Genomic DNA, 13,998 nt, shown 5'->3' on the forward strand with positions numbered 1-13,998 from the left:
GCAAAAGAACTCGTTTTTACAGGTGTATTAATGTGATTATCATAAGATATCTGGTTCGTGAGACACTCAAGAGCCAATTGGCTATCCTTTTTATCCTGTTACTGATCTTCTTTTGTCAGAAGTTAGTGAGGATCCTCGGGGCCGCAGTTGATGGTGAGATACCCACTCACCTGGTGCTGTCGCTCTTAGGCTTAGGGGTGCCTGAAATGGCACAACTGATCCTGCCACTAAGCCTTTTCTTGGGTTTATTGATGACATTGGGGCGATTATACACCGAAAGTGAAATAACGGTGATGCATGCCTGCGGCTTAGGCAAATCGGTGTTAGTCAAAGCTGCGATGATACTTGCGCTGTTTACCGGTGCCGTTGCCACAGTCAATGTGATGTGGCTCAGCCCTTGGTCGGCGCGTTATCAGGAAGAGGTGCTGGCGGAAGCGAAAGCTAACCCGGGCGTTGCGGCTCTGGCACAAGGGCAATTCCAGCAAACCAGTGACGGCCGTTCGGTATTGTTTATCGAAAATGTTAAGGGTGCGAATTTCCAGGATGTGTTCCTGGCCCAGACACGACCGAGTGGTAATACCCGCCCGTCGGTTGTGGTGGCGGATGCCGGTCAGCTTTCTGTTCGTGCTGACGGTTCACAGGTGGTGACCTTAAATGCGGGAACGCGTTTTGAAGGAACGGCACTGCTGCGTGACTTCCGTATCACCGACTTTAAAGATTATCAGGCGGTTGTCGGCCATCAGAACGTGGTGCTTGACCCCTCGAATACCAGCCAGATGGATATGTCTAAGCTGTGGAACAGTAATGAACCTGAACTGCGGGCTGAGTTACACTGGCGTATCACTTTGATTATGTCGGTTATCATTATGGCGCTGATGGTTGTTCCATTAAGTGTCGTGAACCCGCGTCAGGGTCGCGTTCTCTCAATGCTGCCAGCAATGCTGTTATATCTGGTGTTCTTCCTGCTACAAAGTTCTCTGCGTTCCAGCGCCTCCAATGGCCGAATCGATCCGATGCTGGGGATGTGGGGCGTTAATCTGCTGTATCTGCTATTAGCGATAGCATTAAACCTCTGGGATACAGTACCCGTGCGTAAAGTACGTGCCCGCTTTAGCAGCAAAGGAGCGGTATAAATGTTTGGTGTACTAGACCGTTATATTGGTAAAACCATCCTCAATACCATATTGATGACGCTGTTTATGCTGGTGTCGCTGTCGGCGATTATTAAGTTCGTCGATCAGTTAAAAAGAACCGGGCAGGGCAGCTATTCAGCGATGGGTGCAGGGCTCTATACCCTGCTAAGCGTGCCAAAAGATATTCAAATCTTCTTTCCTATGGCGGCGTTGTTAGGCGCACTATTAGGACTGGGTGCCCTGGCGCAGCGTAGTGAGCTGGTGGTGATGCAGGCGGCCGGTTATACCCGCCTGAAAATCGCTTCTTCCGTGATGAAAACGGCGATTCCACTGGTTATCCTGACCATGGCAATCGGCGAGTGGGTTGCGCCCCAGGGTGAGCAGATGGCGCGTAACTACCGGGCACAGATGCTCCTGGGTGGCTCATTACTGTCAACCCAGAACGGCTTATGGGCGAAAGATGGCCATGATTTTATCTATATCGAACGGGTAAAAGATAACTCTGAACTGTCGGGTGTCAGTATCTATAGCTTTGACTCTGAGCGGCACCTGCAGTCGATTCGTTATGCCCTGTCGGCAAAATATGACGCGGATAATAAAGTCTGGCGGCTGTCGCAGGTGGATAAGTCTGACTTAACCGATCCCCTGCAAATTGTCGGTTCTCAGACCGTCAGCAGTGAGTGGAAAACTAACCTGACGCCGGACAAACTTGGTGTTGTTGCCTTGTCACCTGAGGCGCTATCCATCACCGGGCTTTATGATTATGTGAACTACCTTAAAGCCAGCGGCCAGGATGCCGGGCGCTATCAGCTCAATATGTGGAGCAAGATCTTCGCGCCGTTCTCGGTGGCGGTAATGATGCTGATGGCCCTGTCCTTTATCTTCGGCCCGTTGCGCAGCGTGGCCATGGGGGTCAGGGTCGTGACCGGTATCAGCTTTGGTTTCCTGTTTTACGTTCTTGACCAAATCTTCGGCCCGCTAAGTCTGGTTTACCATATCCCGCCAGTATTAGGGGCATTGCTGCCTAGCGCCACCTTCCTGCTATTAAGCCTGTGGCTGATGATGAAACGTTCTAACTAATACTCATCACACAGATAAAAAATGCACCTGACAGCTTCGCTCCAGGTGCTTTTTTTATGGCATAACCGCCAGAACCTGAGGAGAAAAGGTATGCTGACCGCCGCCGAATATGGAGACCTGTTTGCCACTCCCTGCGGCAGAGCAGAGCTGCCGTTAAGAGATGTTTTCGAGGCGGTAAAACAGGCCTGCTCCTCGGTCTTCAGCATCGGCGTTGCTATGCAAACCTGCCTGATGCCAGTAGCAGTGAAGAAGACCGCATTAAAAGCGGTCAGGTTGAGCTGGGCTTAGGCAATCATCGCTGCAATCATCGTCTCAAGCTTGGCCTGGTCGATAGCGAAGTTGCGGATACCTTCTGCTAATTTTTCAACAGCCATCGCATCTTGGTTATGTTCCCACAGGAAAGCAGAATGGGTCATAGCAGCAGGACGTTGAGTATTACCTTTAATATCGACAAGTTTCTCAACGACTTCACCTTCTGCGGCTTCAAGTTCAGCAAGCAGTGAAGGGGCAATAGTCAGGTTGTCACAACCGGCAAGCTCAAGGATCTCACCGATATTACGAAAGCTTGCCCCCATAACAATGGTTTTATAACCAAACGCTTTGTAGTAGTTATAAATAGAAGTAACGGACTGAACGCCTGGGTCTTCTTGCGCTGCAAAATCACGGCCCTCGTTCTTTTTATACCAATCCATAATACGGCCAACAAAGGGAGAAATGAGGAATACGCCCGCTTCAGCACATGCACGAGCCTGAGCGAAAGAAAAGAGAAGCGTCAGGTTACAGTTAATCCCTTCTTTTTCTAGCACTTCAGCAGCGCGGATGCCTTCCCAGGTAGAAGCCAATTTGATAAAGATACGATCGTTCGCGATACCGGCATCGTTGTACATTTTGATGAGTTGACGAGCCTTAGCGATACTGCGCTCTGTATCATAAGAAAGACGGGCATCAACCTCTGTTGAAATACGACCGGGAATAATTTGGAGAATTTCTTTACCTATATTAACCGCTAACATGTCACAAGCATCTTGAATTTGTTGTTCTTTATTATTGCTTTGCGCTTTCGCATAGTCGATAGCTTGTTGTATCAGCGGTATATATTCTGCGATTTGGGCAGCTTTAAGAATAAGAGAAGGGTTCGTTGTCGCATCTTCCGGTTGATATTTTTTTATTGCTTCAATTTCACCCGTGTCTGCAACAACAATAGTCAGTTTCCGGAGTTGCTCTAATTTATTCACTTTCGATTATCCTATTGCTTTGGGGTTTATTTAATGCATAACCTAAGATTTTACTTTATTAGAAATGATTAATCTTAAGTAAAGTCATTGATGGTGTTTATTGCATTTAAACGTGTCCATCCCGACTTTGCAGAAGAGAGTTAGTACTCATCACTCTGGTTAGACTATAAAATGACTTTTGTCATGCTATTTTTGTGATGTACTAACTCGTCAGGGATGATTTATTTTATGCCAGATCGTCTGAATAAATTTAGATGAATTGTTCACCTGTGGCTTCTTCAAATTCATTAACCATTTGCTGCCATGAACTCTCAATATTATCTGTCAAATTGAAAAGGCCACTACGGCCAATGACATAAATGTCTGGTTTTGTATCATGAATGACTTTCCAATGTTCTTTATTCGTTGACCCATCCATTTCAATAAGATATTGGTAAGAATGCGCGTCACGAAGTTCTCTTAATTCAGTAATTTTATCCAGCATTTTTACCAAAAATCGTTGGCCAGCGAATCCTGGATCAACGGTCATAATGGTGACTTTATCAAGAATTTCTATATACGGCAGAATGTCACTAACAGGCGTCTCTGGGTTGAGTACGACCCCAGCCTTTAACCCTGCGGCATGTATTTGGTCAATCAGACGAAAGGCTGTGCCATTAATACATTCCGCTGGCATACAAATGAATTCACATTTTATATCAATAAGCTGCTGCACCCAGAAGGTTGGATCAGTGACCATCAAATGTGCTGACATCTCAGTATTTGACAGCTTACGAGTCTGCTGAATAAACCATGGGGATAAACTCAGGTTAGGTACAAAATGGCCATCCATTATATCAATATGAAATGAATCTACATGTTCACTTAAAAAAGTAATTTGCTCTTTAAACTGATCAAGATCCATTGTCATCAATGATGGGGAAATATGTATATGTTGACTCATATTTATAACATCCACTTTTAAGTTAAAGGTGTTTTGAAACTGCAAAATTAAATATTCTATAACGAAAATAGTAATTAAATAGCGTAATTGAATTAATGAGCCTTAAGGTAAGCATAAGGCTACAATATCGACTGCAAGTCAGAATAAAGACTTGGTTTTAGCTAACTTTAATATCATCTAAATCGATGTCTTCCTCTTCTACACCGTTATCTAAAATAACGTCACGAGGAACATCTTTCTTAATAATTGCATAGACAGTACCGGTCACAATAATGTTAACAAGTAATGCCATGATACCGGCCATAGGGTTTGACATGGTTGGAATCATAAAAATACCACCAAAAGGTACTGTCGCATCAGCACCATATACCAAGGTAATAGCACCACCACAGGCTCCACCGATAACTGCCGCAGTAATACCACGAGTGATATCATTCATAACCACCGGTATTGCACCTTCAACAATATTAACAAAACCCATAGGCACTGCCGATTTTAGCGTTTCGATTTCCTCGTGATTATAGATATTTTTACGCATAAGTTTGGCAATGAAATAGGCAAGACCAAAACCTATAGGCGTCGCAGTATTTACTAATTGGAGAGCGGTAATGGGTTCATTAATACCTTGAGCTTGTAGAGTTAATACAAATGCAAAACATGTTTTATTGATAGGGCCGCCGAAGTCAATAATACACAAAGCACCAATGACCGCGCCTAAAACTAAACTAGATGAAGACCCCATTCCTCTTAAGAAAGATGTGAGGGCTTCAGTGAAAATGCTCACTGGAGTGCCGATGATGTAAACCATAATCGCCGCACTGATTATTGATGCAAAGAAGGGGACAATTAATGTGGGCATTAAGCCCTTAGCCCAACTTGGTACCTTAACGTTTTTGATAATAGCAAGAGCGAGGTAACCTGCAATATAGCCGCCGAGAATACCACCAATGAAGCCAGCGGAAATCGCATTAGCTGCGAGACCGACAACAAAACCAGGCGCTACCCCTGGTTTACCCGCAATGGATCCAGCAATCCCACAAGCAATAACCACAGGTAGAAGTCCAAGGGCTTTAGCGCCTATTGTCGCCAGCATGCTCCACAAATCAAATTGACCAGCAAGCAGCGTATCTTCTACCTTACCGTCAAGAGATAAGCCGATAGAAATAATGAATCCAGCACCGCAAACAATAGGAATTAAAAATGATATTGCGGTTAGCAGATGACCCTTAGGGTTTGCTGCTTTCCATATTTCTTTAATGTTCATAGGTAACACCTTCTATCTATAATGGATAATATCTGGTGAAATAATTATATTTTTTATTATTACTTTTGATTTTCTGCAACCAATTGTTCTAGTTTTTCAATCAGCTTATTTGGTGATTTAACGGCAATTTCTGTTTTTACTTTAACGACTTTTTTTCCAGCAAATCTGTCCTCTCCAGAGACTTGAACATCAGCCGCTAGCAAGACGATATCCGCCTGTGCAATCTCATCCTCGGTTAAAGCATTCTCAATGCCAATGGTGCCCTGAGTTTCAATTTTTACGTTATGACCCGCTTTTTTTGCAGCCATTTCAATTTTCTTTTGCGCAATATAAGTATGTGCAATGCCGACTGTACAGGCTGAAATTCCAACAATATTCATAATAAACCTCGATAATTTATTTAGTTATTTTTAAACTGTAATATAAAGTAGTAAAAAATAGTCTTAAGCATTGACATCTTCTGGAGAGTTCAATATATCAATGATTTTTTCAGGATCATTTTCTTCCAGCAGTTTAGCTACAATGGCTTCATCTGCTAATGAACATGAAACCTTTGTTAATAAACGGATATGAGTTGTATTCTGATCTTGCAAACGAACCGCAAATAAAATGACACACCGTACATCGCTTCCATCTATGGTTTCCCAGGGAATTTCATGTTGAGTACGGCCAATTGCCAATGCGGTATGGTTCACTGCCATGGATTTTCCATGGGGGATAGCAATATGGTTTTCAAACCCAGTTGACCCTTGCTCTTCGCGTAGCCAAACATCTCGAAGAAATTCAACTTTATCCGCTACAGAACCATCCTGAACCAATAAGTCGGTCAGTTCTTCGATGGCTTCCTCCTTGGTCTTAGCGGTCATCTTCAATTTTATATGCTTGATGTTGAGTACTGTAGAAATATCCATAAAATACCTTTAATAATATTTAATCAAAATTAAGTGACAATCCGTGGAAGATTATAAATACAACTTATCTTCAATTTCCTCAGTGACAGGCTAAATCATCAAATTTGTTTATATTCTCTGAATAACGCTATCATCTCGATGTGCTGCTAAACCTATGAGTATAAATATAAGGCAAAGCTCTCAAGGGTGCCATACTAAATGATGTCCCTGCAGAGGGAAGTTTGATGTACACCTGAATATGAATTAGGGTGATAGTTCAGGGGAGATAGCGGCGATCGCCACAGTAAAAATATTTATATTCTGCAGATTAGGAGGGCTGGCTGATTAGGAGTATACAATTTAATTAATACAGTGAATAACATGGGTTTCATGTTATTCAGGAGGGGGGGAGCCAGTGAGGATGATAATCGAGGGATACAAATCAGCTAGAATTCATTATCAGTTTCTATGTATTGATTAAACATCGCAATAATATTTTCTGGTTCATTTTCTGTCAGTAACTTCGCGATAGTATCATCATCGGCCAAGGCGATTGAAACCTGTTTTAATACCCGAATAGGTGTCGTATCTTTATCTTCCAAACAAATCGCATATAAAATAATGCAGCGAATATCGCAATCATCGGGCATTTGCCAGGAAATTGTATCTTGGGTACGTCCTATGGCTATGGTTGTATAGCTTACCGCCGAAGACTGACCATGGGGAAGCGCGATAAGGTTTTCAAATGCTGTCGGTCCTTCCTCTTCACGCCGCCAAACATCGCGAATAAACGCATCTTTGTTACTGACAGAACCAACCTGAATGAGTAAGTCGGTTAGTTCTTCAATGGCTTCTTCTTTAGTCTTAGCAATCATATTTAATTGTATATGATTAACATTCAGTACTGTTGACATATCCATAAAATACCCTTGCTAACATTGCATCAAGATTGAGTGATACGATGTGTATCGCTGGCCTGATGCAATTTCTCTGTGATGAGTTTTTCCGTAATACGCTGAAGATCTGCATCATTAAGAAATGCGGTTACATATACTACTGGCACATCAATTTCTGGAACATGAACAGTAGAGATCACCAGATCAGGGGTCATTTGGTCATTAACACTTTGCAAGTTACTGGCAGGCACCGCCGCAACTATTTCCCAGTCGGGAAATGCACGTAAAATACGACTTTTTAACAAGTGTGATGTACCTACACCCGTAGAACACACAAGCAATACACGTTTATGGGTAATTTGGCGCTCAACAGCCGCCTGGAAATGGACAGCAAGATAACCGACTTCATCATCAGAAATTTTTTTCTGGGGAGAAAAAATAAAAACTTTTTCTATCGCAATACGCGTTAAATGATACACATCTACCAGTTCATTTTTAATATCATCGAGCAACGGATTACGAATATTAATCTGATAATGAAGTCGGTTAATTAAGGGTTTAATATGAACGACAAGTCCATCATACAGCTGACGGTCCTTTCTAAGGTCAATATTGACTAACTGTGAAAAGCTATCCACTAAACTCGATGTAATATCACCGACCTCGTCGCTGAATAGATTATCATGTAATAAGCTATTGTTATTTTCAACGACTAATACACTGGATGATATTATATACTGATAAATGAACCAAATTTCATCATCCGGGAGGGATAAGCCAATGTGCTGCTCAATTTTTTCGACCATTTTACCGGCCACTAAAAATACGGGATCTTCCAGCGGCTGGCGAGAGGCATGTGCTGGGTTAACTAACAAATTCCCCCTTTTACGACGGCTCATCATAATCAAAATATGAGTGAAAATATTGATATAGTAAGTTTCACCCAATGGGTAGGCTAACTCTTGTTCCATCTGTTGCAGCAGAACCTGAACAAAAGCAACTTCCTCTTCGCCAAAATACTGAACCAATGCCTTATAGCTACCGGGATCTAACCTGGAATGATTCACTAATCCGGGATTTTGATGGTTGATTAATCCGTTAATCAATGCTGCCATCGCCTGGCGAACATTATTTTCATTACCTTCAATTCGGGTACCACTTTGACTACGAATTAACTGCAAACCTAGCGGCGTTATCCAGTCATCAATTACTTTTAAATCATTAACAACAGAGGCATTACTTATATGAAAGCGTTCTGAAAGTTTATTGATTGAGGTCTCTTTTGGCGTTTCACTCAATAGCCAGGAGGCCATTTTTATTCGACGCGAATGCCCCATAATACTGTCGGTATCTTCATTTTCACCATTCAGTTGCAGTTCTAGTTGCAACAGATCGGCCATATTCTCAGCGATAAGAAGGACGCCAGCGCCAGCTTTTTTATCGAGTTGAACATTTGAGTCAACGAGATAATCGGCAATCATATTCAGGTCACGTTGAATCGTTTTTTTTGACACGCAAAGTTGTTCTGCCAAATCGAATAAATTAACATACTTCCGCTGTTGCAACAGGAAACGTAATAATCTGTGCTGGCGTGAGGTAATCATTCTCAATTTTTTCCTTTTCCTTTAGTAGTTACAATTCAAGGATTAATCGTTATTTTTATAGGAACTTTATGAGCATCATCTATCTTTATCAAGGTAAGAAAAATTGCCTAAAGTTACAATACTAAATAGTGTCCATACTTTTGGACAAATGATGAACTGCCCCTGTTTTTTCTCTGATATTGAAGACTATCTGACGCTAACGAAGAGGCCTGAGCAGCCAGAATTTCACGCACTGGAAGATTTTATCGCGTTCAAGACGCCGAAGTGAATTTGGGGGAGTCGAAGGGCAGCAGGTCGCAAGGAAGGCTATTTTCCTGTAATTCCCCAGACAATCTCCAGTAAAAGTAACAAAATTTCAGGCATAACGGTCTATGCTATAAGCCTGTTTAACCTGAGATTCGGAAAAATAATGTCCAGATTCTTCTATAACGACCGTCAACAGCTCGTCTCTGATGCCATTGAAGGCATTATCATAAGTTCTCGTCATCATAATCTGACCCGGCTGGATATTGACCCTGCGATTCGGGTAGTAGCCCGCAGCGACTGGGATAAAAATCAGGTCGCCGTTATCTCGGGTGGTGGCTCCGGCCACGAGCCTGCTCATGCCGGGTTTGTCGGTAAAGGCATGCTGACCGCCGCCGTATGTGGAGACCTGTTTGCCTCCCCCAGTGTTGATGCGGTATTTAACGCCATTATGGCGGTAACCGGTTCGGCAGGCTGTCTGTTGATTGTTAAAAACTACACCGGCGACCGGTTGAACTTCGGCCTGGCGGCAGAAAAAGCCAAAAAAGCGGGTCTTAAGGTGGAGATGGTTATCGTCGGCGACGACATTGCGCTTCCCGATAATAAGCAACCGCGCGGTATTGCCGGAACGGTAATGGTACATAAAATTGCCGGCCATGCGGCAGAGCAGGGGCTGTCGTTAAGTGATGTCTTCGAGGCAGCAAAACAGGCCTGCGCCTCTGTCTTTAGCATCGGCGTTGCCATGCAAACCTGCCACCTGCCTGATGCCAGTAGCAGTGAAGAAGACCGCATTAAAAGCGGCCAGGTTGAGCTGGGTTTAGGTATCCACGGCGAACCTGGCGCTATCACCGTCGATACCCAGAACAGCGTTGAAGTGATTGCGATGATGGTCGAGCGGTTACGCAAAGCCACCGGCAATGAGGCTCCGCTGGCTATTCTGATTAACAACCTGGGCGGTACCTCGGCGCTGGAAATGGCCCTATTGACCAAAGCCTTATTTGAGTCAGAACTGGCAGCACAAATCCAGTATCTGATAGGCCCGGCAGATCTGGTTACGGCCCTGGATATGAAAGGGTTCTCGCTCTCAGCGATTAAACTCACGCCGGAATTTATCACCGCTTTATCTTCCGAGGTTGAAACTTCGGGCTGGCAGCCACTGGTAAAATATCAGCCGGTGACCAGCAAAAAAATCACCCTGATCCATGATGAAGTGAAGGTCACTCCTTCCGAGAATGCACAGGTTAAAGCCTGGGTTGCCTCCGTCACTCAGAGCCTGATTGGCAATGAAGCTTATCTGAACGATCTCGATGCCAAAGTGGGCGACGGTGATACCGGCTCAACCTTTGCCGAAGGGGCGCGCGATATTGCCAGCCTGAGCGACCAAGGTCAGCTGCCATTAAATGATACTGCGGCGTTACTGGAGCGGATTGGTGAGCGTCTGGCAACGGTGATGGGCGGCTCTAGCGGCGTATTAATGTCGATATTCTTTACCGCTGCCGGGCAAAAAGTCAGAGACAAAGCGCCGATAGCCGAAGCGCTGCTGGCGGGGCTTGAGCAGATGAAACACTACGGCGGAGCACAGCCGGGCGACCGCACCATGATTGATGCCCTGCAACCGGCGCTGGAAGCTCTGAAAACCGGCTCACTTGCTGCTGCTGCCGAGGCGGCTGAGAAAGGGGCGCAAGCCACCGCCAGCATGAAAAAAGCCGGAGCGGGTCGTTCATCCTATGTGAACAGTAAAAATCTTGATGGGGTAGTGGATCCGGGGGCTGCGGCAGTGGCTGGGGTATTTGCTGACCTGGTAAAATAGTCTGATATGACTGAGTTCCGCTTAATGCCGGTAAGCTGGCATTAAGCGGATTGATTCTTAGCTAAAATCAGCTTCCAGCACTACGCGGTAACGCGCTTTACCGTCACGCACATGTTGCAGCGCATCGTTGATTTTCGACATCGGGTAGAACTCCACCTGCGGGGCAATTTTCGCGCGTCCGGCAAATTTCATTAATGACCGCAGCTCGTGCGGTGAACCGGTCGCTGACCCGGAGACACTGCGATCGCCAGAGATCAAACTAAATGCCGGAACCGGTATCGGCGTCAGCACCGCGCCGACGGTATGGAAGTTCCCGCCAAAGGCCAGGGCGTTGAAGTAGGGGAGCCACTCCAGGCTGACATTGACGGTATTAATAATTAAATCGAACTGACCTGCCAGAGCGGTTAACGCCTCCGGATCACGGCTATTCACCACCCGATCGGCACCCATCGCCAGCACTTCTTGCTCTTTAGCAGGATTAGAACTGAAGGCCGTCACTTCACAGCCCATCGCATGCAGCAGTTTAATCGCAATATGACCCAGACCACCGATACCAATCACACCAACCCGGCTGGTGGCGGTGATATTGTGCATCAACAATGGCTTAAATACCGTAATGCCACCGCACAGCAACGGCCCGGCAGAAGCGGCATCAATACTTTCCGGTAACGGAATAACCCACTGCCAGTCGGCGCGGATTTTATCGGCAAATCCACCCTTATTAAGAATGGTGGCGACACTGCCACTCTGACAGTTCACCTGACTCCCGCTGATACAGGCATCACAGTGCCCACAGCTGCGTGCAGTCCAGCCAATCCCGACCCGCTGACCCACTTTCAGCCCTTTACTCTGCGCCTCAGACCCCAAAGCATGCACCCGACCAATCACCTCATGCCCGGCAACCAGCGGATACTGCGAAAAGCCCCACTCATTATCAATCATCGACAAATCGGAATGACAAATCCCGCAAAACTCCACCCGGACCTCAACATCCTGAGGCTGCAACTCACCGGCATCAAACTCATAAAGCTCCAGCTCAGCACCCGCAGCAGCGGCGGCATAACTTTTGATAACAGACATTCGCGATTCCTCTTTAGGGTTATGGCGGACAGTGTAAAGCATCACTTTGACAAATAAGGGTAACAAAGGGTGCTATCCCTTAATAAGAATACAACATACAGGCATTCGCTGAAAATTTACGCACTTAACACAACATACCTATCGTGCTACTTGCAACACCGCCCATCACAGGTATAATCCCCCTCGTTATCCGCGTACCCCTTCGTGCCGAAGTGGCGAAATCGGTAGACGCAGTTGATTCAAAATCAACCATCGAGAGATGTGCCGGTTCGAGTCCGGCCTTCGGCACCAAAAAGTATTCCGAGAACGTCCGTAACAGTCCGTAAGTTACTGAAAAAAAAGCCGAAAGGCTTTTTTTTTGATCCAAATTCGTCCGAGTACATCCGTTGACATCCAGTACTAATGGGGGTCAGAATGGTGGTCAGCTCGGTTCGATAAAGGATTGACCCCCAATTTATGGCTATCACAGACGTAGCAGCTCGCACGGCAAAGCCTCGCGAAAAAGAATACAAACTTACTGACTCCCACGGCTTATATCTCTTAGTTAAACCAACAGGTTCTAAACGCTGGTATCTCAAGTATCGTTTTGAGGGCAAGGAAAGCAGAGTTGCTTTGGGCGCTTATCCTCTTGTATCCCTTGCAAAAGCACGTGAGAAGCGTGATGAGTTACGTCTCTTATTAGCTGATGGTTTTAGCCCGAATACAAAAAAGGAAGAGATAAGAGAGCAAGAACAAGCAGCATTGAATAGCTTTGAAAAAGTGGCCAAAGAGTGGCATTCAAATAATAAGCGTTGGTCTAGCGGTCATGCTGAAAGGGTATGGCGCGATTTAGAGCGCAATATACTTCCGGCTATTGGTGCCAGAAATATTGCAGATTTATCTACACGCGATCTCTTGCTTCCGTTGCGTGAAGTCGAACGGAGCGGACGTCTGGATGTGGCTTCTCGATTACAACAACGTGTCACCGGTATTATGCGCTACGCCGTACAAAGTGGTCTCATTGACCGAAATCCAGCACAGGATCTCGCTGGGGCTATTATATCAAAAAAAGCGACTCACAGACCTGCTTTACCTCTTGAGAAACTACCTGATTTTCTCCGAAAAATTGAATGCCATAAAGGTCGCTTGCTAACGCGTTTAGCTCTTCAAATTTGCCTTAATATTTTTATCCGTTCCAGCGAGTTACGTTTTGCACGCTGGAAGGAGATTGATCTCAAGAAAGCACTTTGGACTATTCCTGCTGAGCGAGAGGTCATTGAAGGTGTAAAACATTCCCACCGTGGGTCGAAAATGAAAACGACTCATTTAGTGCCACTATCTCATCAGGCGATAGCCTTACTTGCAGAAATCAGGATTTTAAGTGGGCATAGTGATTTAGTCTTTCCCGGAGATCATCATCCAACTAAACCGATGAGTGAAAACACCATCAATAATGCTTTACGTGGGATGGGCTATGACACCAAAACTGAAGTTTGTGGGCATGGTTTCCGTGCGATGGCGTGTAGTGCATTAGTTGAATCAGGGCTATGGTCTCGTGATGCGGTTGAAAGGCAAATGAGCCACCAGGAAAGAAATGGTGTTCGGGCTGCGTACATTCATAAAGCAGAACATTTGGAAGAGCGGAGATTGATGGTGCAATGGTGGGCTGATTATTTAGATGCCAACATAAACGCGCATATAACGCCTTTTGAGTTTGCTAAGCGGTATCAGTCATAAATAAACTTTTTTTCCTTTTAACTACTCACTCTGTTCACGTTCCTTTTTATCTTTTAAAATCATTGTAATAGGTGATGATTAAAGCGTGAGGAGTGAAGAGTTCA

Annotated in this window: 13 protein-coding genes and 1 tRNA gene; 6 read left to right on the forward strand and 8 right to left on the reverse strand. The window is 45.0% G+C overall.

Annotated elements, in window-relative coordinates:
• Positions 1 to 32: 32 nt before the first annotated feature.
• The 3 genes from lptF to M2387_RS19375 all read left to right on the forward strand — a co-directional run bounded on the left by lptF (position 33) and on the right by M2387_RS19375 (position 2,501).
• A complete protein-coding gene (gene lptF / locus M2387_RS19365) occupies positions 33 to 1,133 on the forward strand; it encodes an LPS export ABC transporter permease LptF (protein WP_259051815.1) in 1,101 nt (366 codons plus the stop codon).
• Entirely contained in the window at positions 1,134 to 2,213 is a 1,080-nt protein-coding gene (gene lptG, locus M2387_RS19370) for an LPS export ABC transporter permease LptG (protein WP_259051818.1), read from the forward strand. It begins immediately after the preceding gene.
• Between the two features lie 90 nt (positions 2,214 to 2,303).
• The gene (locus tag M2387_RS19375; RefSeq protein WP_259051820.1) at positions 2,304 to 2,501 is read left to right on the forward strand and encodes a hypothetical protein; all 198 of its coding nucleotides are present in this window, start codon (positions 2,304 to 2,306) and stop codon (positions 2,499 to 2,501) included.
• Here M2387_RS19375 and tal read toward each other — a convergent pair.
• The 7 genes from tal to M2387_RS19410 all read right to left on the reverse strand — a co-directional run bounded on the left by tal (position 2,498) and on the right by M2387_RS19410 (position 9,051).
• Entirely contained in the window at positions 2,498 to 3,448 is a 951-nt protein-coding gene (tal, locus tag M2387_RS19380; RefSeq protein ID WP_259051824.1) for a transaldolase, read from the reverse strand. The two genes, M2387_RS19375 and tal, sit on opposite strands and share 4 nt — an antisense overlap.
• A gap of 250 nt (positions 3,449 to 3,698) precedes the next feature.
• A complete protein-coding gene (alsE, locus tag M2387_RS19385; RefSeq protein ID WP_259051994.1) occupies positions 3,699 to 4,379 on the reverse strand; it encodes a D-allulose 6-phosphate 3-epimerase in 681 nt (226 codons plus the stop codon).
• A 169-nt stretch (positions 4,380 to 4,548) separates the two neighbouring features.
• Positions 4,549 to 5,655, reverse strand: a complete 1,107-nt coding sequence (locus M2387_RS19390) for a PTS fructose transporter subunit IIC (protein WP_259051825.1) — start codon at positions 5,653 to 5,655, stop codon at positions 4,549 to 4,551.
• Positions 5,656 to 5,714: 59 nt separating this feature from the next.
• Entirely contained in the window at positions 5,715 to 6,035 is a 321-nt protein-coding gene (locus tag M2387_RS19395; RefSeq protein WP_259051828.1) for a PTS fructose transporter subunit IIB, read from the reverse strand.
• Between the two features lie 63 nt (positions 6,036 to 6,098).
• Positions 6,099 to 6,566 (reverse strand): PTS sugar transporter subunit IIA, encoded by a 468-nt coding sequence (locus M2387_RS19400; RefSeq protein ID WP_259051830.1) that lies wholly within the window; start codon positions 6,564 to 6,566, stop codon positions 6,099 to 6,101.
• A gap of 425 nt (positions 6,567 to 6,991) precedes the next feature.
• Positions 6,992 to 7,465, reverse strand: a complete 474-nt coding sequence (locus M2387_RS19405; RefSeq protein ID WP_259051832.1) for a PTS sugar transporter subunit IIA — start codon at positions 7,463 to 7,465, stop codon at positions 6,992 to 6,994.
• Positions 7,466 to 7,488: 23 nt separating this feature from the next.
• Positions 7,489 to 9,051, reverse strand: coding sequence for a BglG family transcription antiterminator (locus M2387_RS19410; protein ID WP_259051834.1), 1,563 nt, complete (start codon positions 9,049 to 9,051; stop codon positions 7,489 to 7,491).
• A 403-nt stretch (positions 9,052 to 9,454) separates the two neighbouring features.
• On the opposite strand from M2387_RS19410, the gene M2387_RS19415 reads away from it, so the two are divergent.
• A complete protein-coding gene (locus M2387_RS19415) occupies positions 9,455 to 11,098 on the forward strand; it encodes a dihydroxyacetone kinase subunit DhaK (RefSeq protein ID WP_259051836.1) in 1,644 nt (547 codons plus the stop codon).
• 57 nt (positions 11,099 to 11,155) lie between these two features.
• Here M2387_RS19415 and ahr read toward each other — a convergent pair whose 3' ends face one another.
• Entirely contained in the window at positions 11,156 to 12,178 is a 1,023-nt protein-coding gene (ahr, locus tag M2387_RS19420; RefSeq protein ID WP_259051838.1) for an NADPH-dependent aldehyde reductase Ahr, read from the reverse strand.
• A 206-nt stretch (positions 12,179 to 12,384) separates the two neighbouring features.
• Here ahr and M2387_RS19425 point away from each other — a divergent pair.
• Positions 12,385 to 12,469 (forward strand) — tRNA-Leu (locus M2387_RS19425).
• Positions 12,470 to 12,634: 165 nt separating this feature from the next.
• Complete coding sequence (locus M2387_RS19430; RefSeq protein ID WP_259051840.1) at positions 12,635 to 13,894, forward strand: tyrosine-type recombinase/integrase; 1,260 nt, start codon at positions 12,635 to 12,637, stop codon at positions 13,892 to 13,894.
• Positions 13,895 to 13,998 lie beyond the last annotated feature (104 nt).

Origin of the sequence: Klebsiella sp. BIGb0407 (genome assembly GCF_024807845.1) — a bacterium.
Classification (GTDB): Bacteria; Pseudomonadota; Gammaproteobacteria; order Enterobacterales; family Enterobacteriaceae; genus JGM124.

Excerpts from the sequence above, each read along its gene's own strand:
- M2387_RS19395 (WP_259051828.1), bottom strand. The coding sequence starts at position 6,035 with ATGAATATTGTTGGAATTTCAGCCTGTACAGTCGGCATTGCACATACT.
- M2387_RS19390 (WP_259051825.1), bottom strand. The coding sequence starts at position 5,655 with ATGAACATTAAAGAAATATGGAAAGCAGCAAACCCTAAGGGTCATCTG.
- M2387_RS19415 (WP_259051836.1), top strand. The coding sequence starts at position 9,455 with ATGTCCAGATTCTTCTATAACGACCGTCAACAGCTCGTCTCTGATGCC.
- M2387_RS19405 (WP_259051832.1), bottom strand. The coding sequence starts at position 7,465 with ATGGATATGTCAACAGTACTGAATGTTAATCATATACAATTAAATATG.
- lptG (WP_259051818.1), top strand. The coding sequence starts at position 1,134 with ATGTTTGGTGTACTAGACCGTTATATTGGTAAAACCATCCTCAATACC.
- M2387_RS19430 (WP_259051840.1), top strand. The coding sequence starts at position 12,635 with ATGGCTATCACAGACGTAGCAGCTCGCACGGCAAAGCCTCGCGAAAAA.
- M2387_RS19375 (WP_259051820.1), top strand. The coding sequence starts at position 2,304 with ATGCTGACCGCCGCCGAATATGGAGACCTGTTTGCCACTCCCTGCGGC.
- ahr (WP_259051838.1), bottom strand. The coding sequence starts at position 12,178 with ATGTCTGTTATCAAAAGTTATGCCGCCGCTGCTGCGGGTGCTGAGCTG.
- M2387_RS19400 (WP_259051830.1), bottom strand. The coding sequence starts at position 6,566 with ATGGATATTTCTACAGTACTCAACATCAAGCATATAAAATTGAAGATG.